Source organism: Pseudoalteromonas 'SMAR' (assembly GCF_048515945.1).
Classification (GTDB): Bacteria; Pseudomonadota; Gammaproteobacteria; order Enterobacterales; family Alteromonadaceae; genus Pseudoalteromonas.
On the sequence record NZ_JBLWMW010000010.1, the window covers coordinates 19863 to 35427 of the forward strand.

Annotated in this window: 16 protein-coding genes; all 16 read left to right on the forward strand. The window is 46.1% G+C overall.

The window, feature by feature from the left end:
- Positions 1-181: 181 nt before the first annotated feature.
- Positions 182-1282: a sensor histidine kinase gene (locus ACNKW2_RS06285; RefSeq protein ID WP_419147794.1), complete on the forward strand. Its 1101-nt coding sequence runs from the start codon at positions 182-184 to the stop codon at positions 1280-1282.
- A complete protein-coding gene (locus ACNKW2_RS06290; protein WP_419147795.1) occupies positions 1279-2655 on the forward strand; it encodes a sigma-54-dependent transcriptional regulator in 1377 nt (458 codons plus the stop codon). The genes ACNKW2_RS06285 and ACNKW2_RS06290 overlap by 4 nt, the downstream gene beginning before the upstream one ends.
- Before the next feature lie 172 nt (positions 2656-2827).
- On the forward strand, positions 2828-3160 hold the full coding sequence (fliE, locus tag ACNKW2_RS06295; RefSeq protein ID WP_336565743.1) for a flagellar hook-basal body complex protein FliE: 333 nt from the start codon (positions 2828-2830) through the stop codon (positions 3158-3160).
- A gap of 20 nt (positions 3161-3180) precedes the next feature.
- Positions 3181-4899, forward strand: a complete 1719-nt coding sequence (gene fliF / locus ACNKW2_RS06300) for a flagellar basal-body MS-ring/collar protein FliF (protein ID WP_419147852.1) — start codon at positions 3181-3183, stop codon at positions 4897-4899.
- Positions 4892-5932 carry a flagellar motor switch protein FliG gene (gene fliG, locus ACNKW2_RS06305; RefSeq protein WP_336565745.1) on the forward strand — a complete coding sequence of 347 codons (1041 nt, stop codon included), beginning with the start codon at positions 4892-4894 and terminating at the stop codon, positions 5930-5932. Before fliF ends, fliG begins: the two co-directional genes overlap by 8 nt.
- Before the next feature lie 3 nt (positions 5933-5935).
- Complete coding sequence (gene fliH, locus ACNKW2_RS06310) at positions 5936-6757, forward strand: flagellar assembly protein FliH (protein WP_419147796.1); 822 nt, start codon at positions 5936-5938, stop codon at positions 6755-6757.
- A gap of 58 nt (positions 6758-6815) precedes the next feature.
- A complete protein-coding gene (fliI, locus tag ACNKW2_RS06315; protein WP_419147797.1) occupies positions 6816-8147 on the forward strand; it encodes a flagellar protein export ATPase FliI in 1332 nt (443 codons plus the stop codon).
- Complete coding sequence (gene fliJ, locus ACNKW2_RS06320; protein WP_419147798.1) at positions 8147-8593, forward strand: flagellar export protein FliJ; 447 nt, start codon at positions 8147-8149, stop codon at positions 8591-8593. Before fliI ends, fliJ begins: the two co-directional genes overlap by 1 nt.
- A gap of 183 nt (positions 8594-8776) precedes the next feature.
- Positions 8777-11158 (forward strand): flagellar hook-length control protein FliK, encoded by a 2382-nt coding sequence (locus ACNKW2_RS06325; protein WP_419147799.1) that lies wholly within the window; start codon positions 8777-8779, stop codon positions 11156-11158.
- A gap of 43 nt (positions 11159-11201) precedes the next feature.
- Positions 11202-11726 carry a flagellar basal body-associated protein FliL gene (fliL, locus tag ACNKW2_RS06330; protein ID WP_419147800.1) on the forward strand — a complete coding sequence of 175 codons (525 nt, stop codon included), beginning with the start codon at positions 11202-11204 and terminating at the stop codon, positions 11724-11726.
- Positions 11727-11736: 10 nt separating this feature from the next.
- Positions 11737-12831, forward strand: coding sequence for a flagellar motor switch protein FliM (gene fliM / locus ACNKW2_RS06335; RefSeq protein WP_419147801.1), 1095 nt, complete (start codon positions 11737-11739; stop codon positions 12829-12831).
- A gap of 84 nt (positions 12832-12915) precedes the next feature.
- Positions 12916-13317, forward strand: a complete 402-nt coding sequence (fliN, locus tag ACNKW2_RS06340) for a flagellar motor switch protein FliN (protein ID WP_419147802.1) — start codon at positions 12916-12918, stop codon at positions 13315-13317.
- A 134-nt stretch (positions 13318-13451) separates the two neighbouring features.
- Positions 13452-13775: a flagellar biosynthetic protein FliO gene (gene fliO, locus ACNKW2_RS06345; RefSeq protein ID WP_419147853.1), complete on the forward strand. Its 324-nt coding sequence runs from the start codon at positions 13452-13454 to the stop codon at positions 13773-13775.
- Positions 13768-14505: a flagellar type III secretion system pore protein FliP gene (gene fliP, locus ACNKW2_RS06350; protein ID WP_336565759.1), complete on the forward strand. Its 738-nt coding sequence runs from the start codon at positions 13768-13770 to the stop codon at positions 14503-14505. Before fliO ends, fliP begins: the two co-directional genes overlap by 8 nt.
- A 1-nt stretch (position 14506) precedes the next feature.
- Positions 14507-14776 (forward strand): flagellar biosynthesis protein FliQ, encoded by a 270-nt coding sequence (fliQ, locus tag ACNKW2_RS06355; protein WP_419147803.1) that lies wholly within the window; start codon positions 14507-14509, stop codon positions 14774-14776.
- A 2-nt stretch (positions 14777-14778) separates the two neighbouring features.
- Positions 14779-15558 carry a flagellar biosynthetic protein FliR gene (gene fliR, locus ACNKW2_RS06360; RefSeq protein WP_419147804.1) on the forward strand — a complete coding sequence of 260 codons (780 nt, stop codon included), beginning with the start codon at positions 14779-14781 and terminating at the stop codon, positions 15556-15558.
- The last annotated feature ends 7 nt before the right edge of the window (positions 15559-15565 follow it).

The following is a 15565-nucleotide window of genomic DNA, read 5'->3' on the forward strand; positions in this document are numbered from 1 at the left end:
GTCTGGCACTTTTACCAGCACAAACCTCACTTAACTTAAGCTAGCATATATATGTATATTAATACAGTGTCAATAAAGTAACAGTTGGAGTGTGGTTATAACCCATTGTATTAAATGAAAAATAAAGTTGGTTCACTTCTTGCTTTTATCAATTGAATTTAATTTTAAAGAGAGCGGAACAATGGCATTAGCACATGTTATTAATCCACAATTCGTGCCCACAGCGAATCAATTTAACCCTTGCTTGTTGCAAGAGGCATATGTTGGTGAGTTAAGTGATTTAAGACAGCAAGCCAGCTGGTTAAGTCATTTGGTTGATACCATGCCTGCAGGTGTCGTGGTACTTGATGGTCAAGGCATGATAGCCAAGGCCAACCAGATCGCAATTGATATGCTGGGCGAACCTTTGGAAGGGGAAAAGTGGTTTAGTATTATCCAACGTTCTTTTCGGCCGCAGCAAGACGATGGTCATGAGGTCTCTTTAAAAGATGGTAAAAGAATTAAATTAGACATCACAGCACTGACCCCGGAACCTGGTCAGCTGATCTTGATGACCGACTTAACAGAGACACGGCGTTTACAAAGTCGGGTAGCGCACATGCAGCGCCTTAGTGCCCTCGGTAAAATGGTGGCGTCACTAGCCCACCAAGTGCGAACCCCACTTTCTGCCGCGATGCTCTATGGCGCTAATTTAGGTTCGGCAAACCTGCCCAGTCAGTCACGAGAAAAGTTTCATGACAAGCTGATGTCACGGTTAAAAGACCTTGAGAGTCAAGTTAATGACATGCTGTTGTTTGCCAAAAGTGGCGACCAACAGGTGGTAGAGCGGGTATCGATGCAACAATTATTAAGCGAGGTTAAAGCGGGTGCTGACGCTATGATTGAGCTTAATAAAGCCAGCTTAGAAGCACGTCTACCAGAGCCAGACATGCAGATCATGGGGAATAAAACCGCGCTGGCCAGTGCCATCCAAAATTTAATTCATAATAGCATTCAAATAATTGGCAGTGATGCAAACATCGAACTCCACGCTGAGCGAGATGAGTCGGGAGAGCACGTTTGTATCGCGGTGACGGACAATGGCCCCGGTATCGATGAGTCTCAAGTTGACAAATTATTTGAACCTTTCTTTACCACCAAGTCGCAAGGTACGGGTCTTGGGCTTGCTGTGGTCAATTCGGTTGCCAATGCCCACCAAGGTTATGTAAAAGCAGAAAACATAGCAGGCAAAGGGGCACGGTTTAGCCTAGTACTACCACTGACTGAAGCGGAGGAACTATGAGTAACAAAGTATTAGTTGTAGAGGATGATGCCGGCTTAAGAGAAGCACTCATTGACACCTTGCAGCTTTCCAATATCGAGTGTGTGGAGGCAAGCTGTGCAGAACAGGCAGTGCTGTTATTGAAACAAGAATCATTCTCTCTCGTCGTGAGCGATGTGCAAATGGGAGAGATGAGCGGCTTAGATTTACTGAAAACCATTAAGCTCAATTATCCTGAGCTACCGGTGTTAATGATGACCGCCTATGCCACTATTGACGATGCTGTTGAGGCGATGCGCCTCGGTGCCATTGATTACATGGCCAAACCATTTGCGCCAGAAGTTTTGCTCAATATGGTGAGTCGTTACTTGCCCGAAAAAGCAAAAGAAACCGATGGTCCGGTGGTGGCTGATAACAAAAGTCTCAAGTTACTAGAGCTGGCCACCAAAGTCGCCAAATCAGATGCCAGCGTTATGGTACTTGGCCCCAGTGGCTCGGGCAAAGAAGTGTTAGCCCGCTTTATTCACGATAAATCGGAGCGAGCGCAAGAGCCGTTTATTGCCATTAACTGTGCAGCTATTCCCGAAAATATGCTCGAAGCCACCTTGTTTGGCTATGAAAAAGGGGCGTTTACCGGGGCTATCCAAGCTTGTCCGGGTAAATTTGAACAAGCACAGAAAGGCACTATTTTACTCGACGAGATTACTGAGATGGATTTGGGCCTGCAAGCTAAACTGCTGCGGGTGTTGCAAGAGCGTGAAGTAGAGCGCTTGGGAAGCCGCAAAACCATTTCACTGGATGTGCGAGTGTTGGCGACCAGTAACCGCGACTTAAAAGAAGCCGTTGCTGAGGGCGTATTTCGTGAAGATTTATATTACCGCTTAAATGTGTTCCCACTTGAGTGGTTGCCATTAAAAGAGCGACCTGGCGACATTGTGGTGCTAGCGGAGCACTTGTTGACCCGCCACACTCAGTCAGTGTCAAAACCAACGCCACAGCTAAGCGCCAAGGCAAAAGAGAAACTATTACAGCATAGCTGGCCCGGTAACGTGCGCGAGTTAGATAATGTCATTCAGCGCGCCTTGATTTTATTACAAGGCAATGAAATTCATGAAGACGATATCTTTATTGAGCACTTTTCAGCCATGCCAGAAACGCTTGCAGATACTGCGGTAGTAGCCACTTCGATTACCCCAACAGAGCGGGAAAGTGAAGCGGATGGTATGAACTACAAAGAAGAGTTGCAAGACAAAGAGCATCAAATTATTCTCGATACATTGGCTAAATTTAATGGTAAACGTAAACAAGTGGCTGAAGTGCTGGGTATGAGCCCCAGAACGCTGCGCTATAAGTTGGCCAAAATGCGCGACTTAGGGATTGCGTTGCCCGTTTAACTGAGTTTTTATCTGTTTTTTACTTCAGGCGCTGCAGTCAGCGCCTGCTTATTTCCCTCCTGCCAAAATTCCGTCACAGAAAGGCTCTATAAGTCATTGAAATATATTGTTTATTTATTGGCATGAAATGTGCTTTAACTAAGTTACGTATAGTTATTTTGGATAAAGCATCATGAAAGTACAATCATCAGCGCTATTTCAAGAAATGCAAGCGATGGCTGCACAAGCGACTAAAAATCCACAGCCTACGGTTGAGCCGGTTAAAACAGCCGCTTCGTCATCTGCGCAATTTGGCGATTTATTATCTGATGCCTTGAATACCGTTCATGGCTTACAGCAAAACGCTAAGCAAAAAGTGGTTGCCGTTGAAACTGGAGATCGCAGTGTGTCTTTGGCAGAAGCGATGATCGCCAAGCAAAAATCTTCGGTGGCTTTTGAGGCAACAGTACAAGTGCGTAATAAACTTGTTGAGTCATACAAAGAAATTATGAGCATGCCAGTTTAATAGAGTGACTTTGGAGAGTAATCGTGGCTACTAATCAATCAACAGATCTAACGCTTTCCGACGGCGCTATGAATAACGATAGCGGCGCAGATGAGCAGCAAGAGCAAAAATCTGGCTACTTTAGCGCGTTAAGTGGTGTCGATATGCTACGCCAGGTTACTCTGGTCATTGCTTTGGCAATTTGTTTAGCAATAGCAATCTTCATCATTATCTGGGCGCGTCAGCCAGATATGCGTCCATTAGGCAAATACCCTACCGAAGAGTTGGTGGAAACACTCGATTTCCTTGATCAGCAGAAAATTGAATACGAGCTTGATGGCAACACCATTATGGTGGCTGAGTCGGATTACCAAAACATTAAACTCAGCATGGCCCGTGACGGTTTCTCGCAGTCACCCAGTTCAGGTACTGATATCTTAATGCAAGATATGGGCTTTGGGGTGAGTCAGCGCTTAGAACGTGAGCGTTTAAAGCACAGCCGTGAACAACAGTTATCGCGCACCATTGAAGAGCTGCAAGATATCAACCGCGCCAAGGTATTATTGGCTATCCCGAAAGAAAATGTCTTTGCTCGTCGTGAGAAAAAACCGTCAGCTACTGTGGTTGTGACCATGAAACGCGGTCGCACATTAGACGGCGAAGAAGTCGATTCCATTGTTGATATAGTTGCCTCAGCAGTGCAAGGTTTAGAGCCTGCACGTGTTACCGTAACCGATCAAAATGGCCGCCTACTTAATTCGGGCTCGCAAGACTCTTTGGCAGCACGCTCAAGAAAAGAATATGACCTTGAACGCAAGCGTGAGCAAGAATACCTGGAAAAAATTGATAGTATTCTTATTCCAACTGTGGGCTTAGGTAACTTCACTGCCCAAGTCGATTTAACCATGGACTTTAGCTCGGTAGAAGAGACGCAGAAACGTTTCAATCCAGACTTACCAGCGGTGCGCAGTGAAACTACGTATGAAGAAAACAACATCGGTGGCTTGGCTGTGGGGATCCCTGGTGCGTTAACCAATCAGCCGCCTATGGACTCAAACATCCCCGAAGTCGTAGGTCAAGGTGGTAATGGTAAGGGTGCTACGCCAAGCAGTGTGCAAAAAGAAGCGACTCGTAACTATGAGTTAGACACCACAATCAGCCATAAGCGTCAACAAACTGGCGTTATTCGCCGCATCAGTGTCAGTGTGGCCGTGGATTACGTGCAAAAAGCCAATGCCGAAGGCAACATGGAGATGGTTCCACGCTCACAAGAAGAGCTGAATAATATTCGTCGTTTATTACAAGGTGGCGTGGGCTTTGACATGCAGCGAGGTGATGCCCTAGAAGTAGTAACAGTACCATTTGTTCGTGAAGACTTAATGGCGGTGGAGGAATTACCACTGTGGGAGCAAGACTGGTTCCAAAAAGTTATCCGTCTTGGCGCCGGAACATTGGTTATCATTGTGCTAATCTTAGCGGTAGTAAGACCTATGTTGAAACGTCTAATCTACCCAGAAGATACCTTGGAAGAGTATGACGAAGATGCATTAACCAGTGGCGTAGACCTCGGTGACAGCACCCTTGATATGTTAAATAATGACTTTGATGAGTCGGCAGTTGGCTTCTCCTCAGATGGTAGATTACAATTGCCTGACCTACACGGTGACGAAGACCTACTTAAAGCAGTACGTGCTCTGGTCGCTAACGAGCCTGAACTCTCATCACAAGTTGTGAAAGCGTGGTTGACAGAAGATGACTGATCAAGAAGAAAAACAATTACCTGCGGCGTTCGACGTTGACAAGCTTGACGGCGTCGATAAAGCGGCCATCTTGCTGCTAAGTTTAACGGAAGAGGATGCCGCACAAATACTAAAGCACCTGGAGCCTAAGCAGGTGCAAAAGGTGGGGATGTCGATGGCGGCGATGGACGACTTATCGCAAGCCAAAATTGCCGCAGTACACAACCTGTTTATTGAACAAATTCAAAGCTTCAGTACCATTGGTTTCCAATCTGAAGACTTTATTAAAAAGGCGCTTACTGCGGCGCTAGGTGAAGATAAAGCGGCGAGCCTGATTGACCAAATTGTTATGGGCTCTGGCGCGAAAGGGTTGGACTCTTTAAAGTGGATGGATTCTAAGCAGGTTGCCAATATCATCCGTAATGAGCACCCGCAAATTCAAACCATTGTATTGTCTTATTTGGAGCCTGAGCAATCAGCTGAAATTCTAGCGCAATTTCCTGAGAAAGTGCGCCTAGACTTAACCATGCGGATCGCCAACTTAGAAGAAGTGCAACCAGCGGCACTGCAAGAGCTCAACGAAATCATGGAGAAACAGTTCGCAGGTCAAGCCGGTGCCCAAGCTGCGAAAATGGGCGGCTTAAAAGCCGCAGCAGATATCTTGAACTACCTCGATACCAATATTGAAGGTCAGCTAATGGATTCAATCCGTGAGCATGATGAGGAAATGTCTCAGCAAATTCAAGATCTTATGTTTGTCTTTGAGAACCTTATGGACGTTGAAGATCGCGGTATCCAGGCGATTTTACGTGAGGTGCAACAAGATGTCTTAATGAAAGCCATTAAAGGCGCTGATGAGGGCTTGAAAGATAAGATCATGAATAACATGTCAAAACGTGCAGCGGAAATGATGAAAGACGATCTTGAGGCCATGCCGCCAGTTAGGATCAGCGAAGTGGAAGCGGCACAGAAAGAGATTCTGGCAACGGCCAGACGCTTAGCCGACTCTGGTGAGATTATGCTCGGCGGCGGTGGCGGCGAGGAGTTCCTATAAACTATGGTCGATAAAAAGCTGTATAAAGGTCGTCCCGTCAGCGACAGCGCGATTGACGAACTTTTAGAAAATTGGCCAATCCCAGATGTATCTGATAAACCAGAAAAATACCGAGGTCGTTCAACGGCCTACGGTACACCTTTGGAAGAAATTTACAGTAAAAAGGAAAAACCCCAAGAGCCAGAGCCACAGGAGCCAGAGTTTCCTACCCTGACTATTGAAGAGCTCGAGCAGATCCGCCAAGACGCCTACGATGAAGGCATCAAACAAGGTCATGAGCAAGGCTACATTGAAGGATTTGATAAAGGAGTCAGTGAAGGCAAAGAGGCCGGTTACAAAGAAGGCGTCGAAATTGGTAAGGAAAAAGGGCTGGAAGAAGCTCAGCCTCTGATTGAAGAGCGTATGAAAGCATTGTCGAGTGTGCTTGATGCCTTACAGGACCCAATTAAAAAAGTCGATGATGACTGCGAACAGCAATTGGTTACTTTAGTCAATTTATTGGCGCAGCAAGTGATCTTCAAGGAGTTACAAACTTCCCCAGAACTAATTTTAAATGCCTTAAAAAAAGCCATGGACGCTTTGCCTATTCATGAGCAAAGTGTTCGCATCCACCTTCACCCCGACGACCTTACTTTAGTCCAGGAGATGTATGGCGAGGAGCACATTGCTGCACAGCACTGGCAGTTAATTCCCGAACCCACCTTAGAAAGAGGCGGATGCGAGGTAAAAACCGCGCAATCGTCAATTGATATGACAGTGAAAAACCGCATAAATGATGTGTTGGACTCTTTTTTGCAAGATAGCGGTATAGAGCAAAAGCAATAAGCTTCGTGCGACAATATTAGCGTCGAGGCTTAACCATAACGTACGGGTATGCAAAATCATGTCAACATCGGCTGCAATGAGCGAGCGACTGGGAAAGTATCAAAAGTTTATTAAACCTTATGGCGTTGCCGTCGCTGGCAGCTTGACCCGTGTAGTGGGGCTAACCCTGGAAGCCAAAGGGTTAAACGCCTCGGTGGGCAGTCAATGTAAAATAGAGACCCTAGGTGGCTTTGTCGACGCTGAAGTCATCGGCTTTAATCAAGACACCTTATACCTCATGCCCAACGATCATATTACCGGTGTGCTTCCCGGTGCGCGGGTGATCCCTAAAGTCAAAGAAGCCGGGTTACCTGTGGGTATGAGCTTATTGGGTCGAGTGGTGGATGGCTTGGGCCGACCGTTGGATGGACTGGGGGCAATCGAGGCGGAACAGCATTTGAAGTTCGCTGCATCGCCTATTAACCCGCTGGCAAGAAGACCCATTGATGCGCCCATGGACGTTGGTGTGCGTGCAATCAACTCCATCGTCACCGTGGGGCAAGGGCAGCGAATGGGCTTGTTTGCCGGAAGTGGTGTGGGTAAGTCTGTGTTACTAGGGATGATGACCCGAGGGAGTGAGGCCGATGTCATTGTGGTTGGCTTGGTCGGTGAGCGTGGCCGTGAGGTAAAAGAGTTTATTGATGAAATTCTTGGCGTTGAGGGTCGCCGCCGCTCGGTGGTAGTGGCTGCCCCTGCGGACGCTTCACCTTTGATGCGGTTAAAAGGCTGCGAAAGCGCCATTACCATTGCAGAGTATTTTCGTGATCAAGGTCTTAACGTGTTGCTACTGCTTGATTCCGTGACACGATATGCCATGGCACAACGTGAAATTGCTCTGGCAGTGGGTGAACCACCAGCGACGAAAGGCTACCCGCCATCTGTATTTGCAAAACTGCCTGCGTTAGTTGAACGCGCTGGTAATGGTGGTGAGGGGCAAGGCTCCATTACCGCTTTTTTCACGGTTCTCAGTGAGGGGGATGATATGCAAGATCCCATTGCTGATGCTGCTCGAGCTATTTTAGATGGACATATTGTGCTGTCCCGTGAACTGGCCGATAGCGGCCATTATCCTGCCATTGATATTGAAAAGTCGATCAGTCGTGTTATGCCACAAGTGGTCTCTGAAGCCCATCTACAACAAGCGAGAGTTCTCAAACAGGTTTACTCTAAGTATCAGCAAAATAAAGATATGATCACTTTGGGTGCCTACCAAAAAGGCAGCGACCAAATGTTAGACCAAGCCATTGAAATGATGCCGGCTGTGAATCACTTTTTACAGCAAGGTATGAAAGAAGTGATCAGCTACGATGATTGTCTTCAGAATCTAGCGCAATTACTAGGACAAGCATAATGGCCGCCAACAAACTGAACCTCTTACTTAAGCTGGAACAAGACAAAGAAGAGCAACTGAAAGCCAACTTTGCTCAGGCACAACAACACCTGTCCATTAATCAGCAAAAGTTGGCAGGACTCAACGACTTTAGATTGGAATACACCACGCAACTTCATGGCAAAGCCCAAACGGGGTTAAGCAGTGGTGGTTTTAATCAATATCACAATTTCATTAATAAAATAGAGCAAGCGATCGCTCAGCAGAGCACTACCGTGAACACTGCTAAGCAGGTAGTAGAGCAGCGCCGTAAGCTATGGCTAGAGCAACAGGCCAAAACCAAGGCCATTGAAAAGCTGATTGAGAAACAACAATTAGCGCATCAGGCAAAGTTAGCCAAAGCAGAACAGAAAATGCTTGATGAGTTTGCTACCAACCAGTTTGTCCGCAGACCATCAGTTTGGTAGAGGACTTACGCCTGGCTCCAGTGCTGAGTCAGCTTTAGTGAAGTTGGCTTGAATTATGCAGTATTTAACTTAGTGAATTGGTTTATCTATGGGGTCAAAATATAACATCAATAAAATCATTGGGTTGTATTTTGATGTGCTCATAAAAAGGCAGAAACTTGCCACTTGTTGAGGTAGTTCAAAATGAATGTGATGCTTGCAAACCTGCTGCAGCGCGGCAATAATGAAGCGAAAAGTGCCCCCTTATCGTCAGATGCTGAAGAGGCTCTGGGTAGCGATGACTTTAATTCGCTCATGGCAAAACTAGACAATGCTGGAGAGGTGCAGCAAGGGAAATCAGACGCAGAGCTGGGCTCAGGGACTAAACACGATGATCAGCAAGCAGTCGATGACAACAGCACTGAAGAGGCTGATGTTGCGGTTGAATCCATATCAGATAAAGATACTGCTGACTCTGAACCGGTGAGTGATGCCGCAAAACAAACCGCAGCAATGGCCACAACATCACCAGCACTTACTAACAGTGATGAAGCCATCTTGAGCGAGATTGTAACGCCAGATAAAGTGGCGGGCACTTCGGCAGGTAACGACTTATTATCGCAAATTGCTGCAGCGAAACAGCAAAGCACCTCATTAAACTCTGCACCAAAAGAAGTATCAACAGCTGTGCGCGCAGCTCTGCAACCCAGCAGTAGCCCGTCACAAGTAACCGCTGATGAAGTTGCAACCGTTGCTAGTGGGCAAAAACAGCAAAACACTGAACAATTACAAGAAGATGGTAAGCAAAAGATCATTTCTGATGAAATGGTACAAGAGGTTGAGAAAAAAGTTAAGAAGGCACTCGCAATTGCGGGTGATAATAATACCGAGTCAACAGCAGTTAAGCAGTCACCTACAGCTACTGGCGATAATAATACCGGGTCAACAGCATTTAAGCAGTTACAAGCGGTTATTGGCGATGATAATGCCGATTCAACTGTTGTTAAGTCGTCGCCTGCAGTTATTGGCGATGATAATGTCGATTCAACTGTTGTTAAGCAGTCACCTGCAGCTATTGGTGATAGTAATATAAAGTCAATAGTAGAGCAGCAGTCAAAGTCAACTCGAGAGCAATTGCAAGCAGTGCAAAAGTTGAACGATGAAGTGAAACCTAAAGTACCAGAGTTACCTCACAATGAAGCACCTAAACCGATGCCTATAGGACTACCTGAGGCTCAAAAGGGCACTGGTCAACTCCTTTCAGAGCCTGAAGCAGGTAAGGAGAGTAATGGCACTGGTGGTAATACACAAAGTACGACTCAAAGCAATCAGCAGCAAACCATCATCTACTTTAGAAATAAAGCGGACACAGGTCCTATATCTGACCAGCTCCAAGGCACTATGGAGCAGAGCAGGCTGACTGATAATGTTTCAGCTTCCTCTGATCAAGCGGTAGAGTCAAAGTTGACTAAGAAGGTCACAAGCGTGCTTAATAGTTTGAACCCTGTGCAACAAAAAGAGCTGCAAGCGGTGTTAAATGGCGATGTCGATATTTATGATGCTTCACCTAGCGTGCAAAAGGCGGTGGCTCAGTTATTAGCCAATAAAAATTTGGTTGCAGTGAAAGGGGTGAATGAGCCGTTTAAGCCGGCTCAATCTGGAGTATTACCAGCAAATCCTGAACCGCAAAATGACTCTGACATGCCGTTAGCAACGAAACCGCAAGATAAACCGCAGGAGTTGAGAAAAGTAGATAACGGCAGTGACTTTATTTCACCGGTTAAACAGTTAAAACAAGACAAAGTGATGACCAATGAGCGTGCTTATCAAGGTGAGCCTGAACAAGCCAAAGTCAGTGAAAAGCCACAAATAGAAAAACAAGTGACTGAAAAGCTGTCGGAAAAGCTTAGCGACAAAGAGTTTAATGCCACCAGTAGCCAAGAAAGTGCAGCAGTGAAAGAGAACAGTAAAGCTGAAAGAGCGCCATTTAATAATATTTTTAGCACAACACGGACAGACGCAGCGCCTAACGCTACATCGAGCACAGAACCTGCTACGCTAAATCAAACGATGAAAGAGGTACAACAGCTGCAGCAGTCACAAAACTCAAGTAGCAACTCGGCAGCACAGACAAAGCCAACGGTAGATGCTAATCTTCAACAAGCAATTAATATTGCTCGTCATGATGCAGCAAAAGAGCTCAATCAACGCGTTGGAATGATGTTGAACCTGAATAATAAACAAGCTGAAATCAGGCTCGACCCACCAGAGTTAGGGGCGTTGCAAATTCGCATAAAAAGCGATGCTGAGCAGGCTCAGGTGAACTTTGTGGTACAAAACCAACAAGCAAAAGAAATGCTTGAGCAATCTTTACCTAGACTCCGAGAGATGTTGGCTGAGCAGGGGATTGAACTTGGTGAAAGTCACATTTCACATGGTCAAAGTGAAGGTCAAGATGGTCAAGGCGATAGCCAAGGTCAATATGGTAGCGGGCAACAGGGCAGTGATGATGAGCAAGCAATGGTATCAGACGTACAACAAAGGCAGCAGAGAAATAGTGATTCGGCAATAGATTACTATGCCTAACACCTGCTATTATTGTTACTACTGAAAATTATAAGGGCTTGCTATGGCTGAAGAAAACGATTTAGAAATAGAAGAAACCGGTGGCTCGAAGAAAAAGCTAATTATCATTATTGCCGCTGTGGTGGTTATTCTTGGCGGTGTGGCAGGGTTCTTTTTATTTTCTGGCTCAGATGCGCCACCAGAGACCTTAGCTGAAGAAACTACAGCGTCGGAAGTGCAAGCTGAGCAAAGTAGCTCAGCAGAAATTGGCAGTGCCTTGTATGTTGCTATGCCAAGGCCATTTGTTTTTAATGTGCCAGGCGCCAGCCGCGATAGAATCGTGCAGATAAAAGTGCAATTGCTGGTGCGTGGAGAGGTAAACGAGGAAGTTGCCAAGAAGCACATTCCGCTTATTGAAGGCACACTATTAAGCGTATTTTCAACCACCACGGCCGATGAGCTGAGCACCAGCGCAGGTAAAGAAACATTGCGTTTGACAGCTCTTGATAAAGTACAAGCGGCGATGGAAGGCGTTGAGGGTAGCAAGGTGATTGAGCGTGTGCTGTTCACCGGGTTTGTGATGCAATAAGGTAGTATTTGTGAGCGACTTATTATCTCAAGATGAAATCGACGCGCTACTCCATGGAGTAGATGAAGTCGAAGAAGACGAAGTTGTCGAAGGTGAGGAAGGAGAAAGCTCCGGAGCCCTGCAATACGACTTCTCTTCTCAAGATAGGATTGTTCGTGGTCGCATGCCGACGCTGGAAATCGTTAACGAGCGATTTGCCCGGCATATGCGAATAAGCCTGTTTAATATGATGCGTCGCACCGCTGAAGTGTCGATTAATGGTGTGCAAATGCTGAAGTTCGGTGAGTATATTCATACCTTATTTGTGCCAACAAGCCTCAATATGGTGCGCTTCAGACCATTAAAGGGAACTGGGCTTATTACCATGGAAGCCCGCTTGGTGTTTATTCTGGTGGATAACTTTTTTGGTGGCGACGGCCGCTATCATGCCAAAATTGAAGGCCGTGAATTTACCCCCACCGAACGCCGTATTGTACAAATGTTGTTAAAAATAATCTTTGAAGACTACAAAGAAGCATGGGCACCGGTGATGGACGTTTCTTTTGAGTATTTAGACTCTGAAGTTAACCCAGCCATGGCCAACATTGTTTCACCAACCGAGGTGGTGGTGATCAGCTCTTTTCACATTGAGCTTGACGGCGGCGGTGGCGATTTCCATATTTCTTTGCCCTATTCGATGCTGGAACCCATTCGTGAATTACTGGATGCCGGTGTGCAATCGGATACCGAAGACACGGACTTGCGTTGGAGTAAGGCGCTGCGCGATGAAATCATGGATGTTGAAGTGGAGTTATCATCCCAGTTACTGGAAGTTGACCTATCATTGGAGCAGGTCATGAAGTTGCAAGCAGGTGATGTGATCCCGGTGGAAATGCCAGAGCATGTTACTGTGTTTGTTGAAGAGCTGCCAACCTTTAGAGCGAAAATGGGGCGCTCCCGTGACAACGTAGCACTGCAAATAAGTGAAAAGATAAAACGCCCAGAATCGGTGAAGTCTGAGCTTCACGTGTTTACTAAAGGCGGTAAAAAGCTCGATTCTGATGCCGAGCTGGCCGAGTTAGAAGAAGATCTGCACCTTTCCGAAGGGGTGGATTTAGATTGGTAACAGCAAGTGCAACGCCTTAGCATGAGCTTAATTGCTGTAACACACGAATTGAGTAAATAGATAACATAATCAGGTAGTAGTTAAATGAGCGATGATCAAGATACTATGGACGAATGGGCAGCAGCCTTGGCCGAAGCGGAAGACGCTGAGTCTGGTAGTGGTGAGCCAGAAGTTGCTGAGCTTGATGAATTAAAAGATGCGAATTCATCATTGTCCTCTGATGAAAAACGGAAGCTGGATACCATTTTAGATATTCCGGTTACCATTTCCATGGAAGTGGGCCGTTCTAAAATTAATATCCGTAACCTATTACAGCTAAACCAAGGTTCAGTGGTAGAACTTGACCGCGTGGCTGGTGAGCCACTCGATGTGTTGGTTAACGGCACCTTGATTGCCCATGGCGAAGTGGTTGTGGTGAACGATAAGTTTGGTATTCGTCTCACCGACGTGATAAGCCAAGTTGAGCGGATCAAGAAGTTACGCTAATGGTGCGAGCGATAAACGGCTTCGATATGTTAGTGCTACTGCTGTTGTCGAGTAGCGCAAATGCTGCGGCGACTAATGACACCAGCGCAAAAGTGGGTGCTGGCACCGCAGGATTAAGTTCTGAGCTACTTTCCATGGGGCTATCATTGGTGTTGGTGATAGCGCTTATTGTGGGCTTGGCATTTATCCTAAAGCGCTTAAATCCCAATATTGTCAACCAAAAAGACTTTAAGGTCATACGCAGTATTTCACTGGGCACCAAAGAAAGGTTGCTGGTTATTGAGCTTGATAATAAACAACATTTACTCGGGGTTACTCCTAGTAATATCAACTACCTCTATCAACTTGAGACGCCACTCGATGGCTTAAATCAGGCACCTTTTGCCAGTGAATTACAGAAGTTTTTGGCCACTAAGATGACCCCAGCGAATAAAGATAATAAGAAATCCCATGATTAAAACGCTCCTTTTCTCACTGTTGTTATTTTCAGGCTTTGCCTCTGCCGAGGGCATTGAAGCCATTAACGTCACCACTAATCCTGACGGTAGCCAAGAGTACTCGGTGACTTTGCAGGTGCTGGCTATCATGACGGCACTGAGTTTTATACCTGCAGCAGTTATCATGATGACCTCGTTCACCCGGATCATTGTCGTCTTAGCGATTTTGCGCCAAGCCATTGGTTTACAACAGTCTCCTTCCAATCAAATTTTGCTAGGTCTAACGCTGTTTTTAACTTTGTTTATTATGGCTCCTATCTTTTCACAAATTAATGAACAAGCGGTACAGCCTTACATCAATGAAGAGCTCACTTCTATCCAGGCGCTTGAAAAAGCCAAAGAGCCAATGAAGAGCTTTATGCTGTCGCAAACTCGGATTAAGGACTTAGAAACCTTCGCCAAAATTGCCGGGTACGATAAGCTTGATAGCCCAGAAGACACGCCGTTTATTGTTATTATTCCTGCATTCGTGACGTCTGAATTACAAACCGCCTTTATTATTGGCTTTATGTTCTTTATCCCGTTTCTCATTGTTGACTTAGTGGTGGCGAGTGTCTTGATGGCCATGGGTATGATGATGCTTTCCCCGATGATAGTCTCTTTGCCATTTAAGATTATGCTGTTTGTCTTAGTGGATGGCTGGAGCTTAGTAATGGGGACGCTGGCCAGAAGCTTCGGGTTGGGGGTCTAGCGTGGAACCAGAAGTATTTGTTGATATCCTAAGTGGCGCACTATTTATCGTGATTAAGCTCGTGGCAGCCATTGTTGTACCTGGCTTGTTAATTGGCTTAGTAGTGGCGGTCTTCCAAGCGGCCACTTCCATCAACGAACAAACCTTGAGCTTTTTACCGCGACTGATTGTCACCATAGTCGCGCTGATCTTTGGTGGCCATTGGTTTGTCCAAGTGCTGATGGATTATTTCAACACGCTGGTACTGCAAATTCCTGAAATCGCGGGGTAAAGATGGAGTTTACCTTTGCTGTGATCATGCAGTGGCTCAGTGACTTTTTGCTACCACTGGTCAGAATAAGCTCAATGATTATGGTCATGGCGGGTCTCGGTGCGCAAACGGTGCCGGCGCGAATCAAGTTTGCCTTAGCCGTGGTGATCACCTTTGCTGTGGTGCCGGTCCTTCCGAAGTCGCAATTTACTGATTTATTCTCTTTTTCCATGATCCTAGTGGTGATCCAAGAGCTTATCACTGGCGTGGCCATTGGTTTTGGCTCATTACTGTTACTCAATACGTTTATTGTTGCAGGCCAAATCTTGGCAATGCAAACTGGCCTTGGCTTTGCTTCCGTGGTGGATCCTGCCAACGGCATGAGTGTCCCGGCGGTGGGTCAGTTTTATTTGATTTTGGCGACATTACTGTTTTTTGTTTATAACGGCCACTTGATGATGATCCAAATGGTGGTGTATAGCTTTGAGACTTTTCCTGTGGCTGGCAACTGGTGGTCAGTGGATAATTTTTGGACCATAGTTAACTGGGGCGGCTGGATGTTCTCTACTGCACTGGCACTGGCGTTGGCACCATTAACCGCGATGCTCATTATTAATTTGTCTTTTGGTATTATGACCCGAGCCGCGCCGCAAATGAATATATTCTCGGTGGGTTTTGCCTTTACTTTGGTTGCGGGATTAACCATTATCTGGATGACGTTAGGCAACTTCCTAGCGCAATACGAATTCCAATGGTTAAAAATGACCGAGCTAATGTGTAACTTAGTCGGTTGTACGGTATAGGGGGCGC

Bases quoted from the DNA above. Each gene is read 5' to 3' on its own strand.
- fliE (WP_336565743.1), top strand. From the start codon at position 2,828: ATGAAAGTACAATCATCAGCGCTATTTCAAGAAATGCAAGCGATGGCT.
- fliH (WP_419147796.1), top strand. From the start codon at position 5,936: ATGGTCGATAAAAAGCTGTATAAAGGTCGTCCCGTCAGCGACAGCGCG.
- fliP (WP_336565759.1), top strand. From the start codon at position 13,768: ATGATTAAAACGCTCCTTTTCTCACTGTTGTTATTTTCAGGCTTTGCC.
- ACNKW2_RS06290 (WP_419147795.1), top strand. From the start codon at position 1,279: ATGAGTAACAAAGTATTAGTTGTAGAGGATGATGCCGGCTTAAGAGAA.
- fliI (WP_419147797.1), top strand. From the start codon at position 6,816: ATGTCAACATCGGCTGCAATGAGCGAGCGACTGGGAAAGTATCAAAAG.
- fliG (WP_336565745.1), top strand. From the start codon at position 4,892: ATGACTGATCAAGAAGAAAAACAATTACCTGCGGCGTTCGACGTTGAC.
- fliO (WP_419147853.1), top strand. From the start codon at position 13,452: ATGGGGCTATCATTGGTGTTGGTGATAGCGCTTATTGTGGGCTTGGCA.
- fliJ (WP_419147798.1), top strand. From the start codon at position 8,147: ATGGCCGCCAACAAACTGAACCTCTTACTTAAGCTGGAACAAGACAAA.
- fliL (WP_419147800.1), top strand. From the start codon at position 11,202: ATGGCTGAAGAAAACGATTTAGAAATAGAAGAAACCGGTGGCTCGAAG.
- ACNKW2_RS06285 (WP_419147794.1), top strand. From the start codon at position 182: ATGGCATTAGCACATGTTATTAATCCACAATTCGTGCCCACAGCGAAT.
- ACNKW2_RS06325 (WP_419147799.1), top strand. From the start codon at position 8,777: ATGAATGTGATGCTTGCAAACCTGCTGCAGCGCGGCAATAATGAAGCG.
- fliR (WP_419147804.1), top strand. From the start codon at position 14,779: ATGGAGTTTACCTTTGCTGTGATCATGCAGTGGCTCAGTGACTTTTTG.
- fliN (WP_419147802.1), top strand. From the start codon at position 12,916: ATGAGCGATGATCAAGATACTATGGACGAATGGGCAGCAGCCTTGGCC.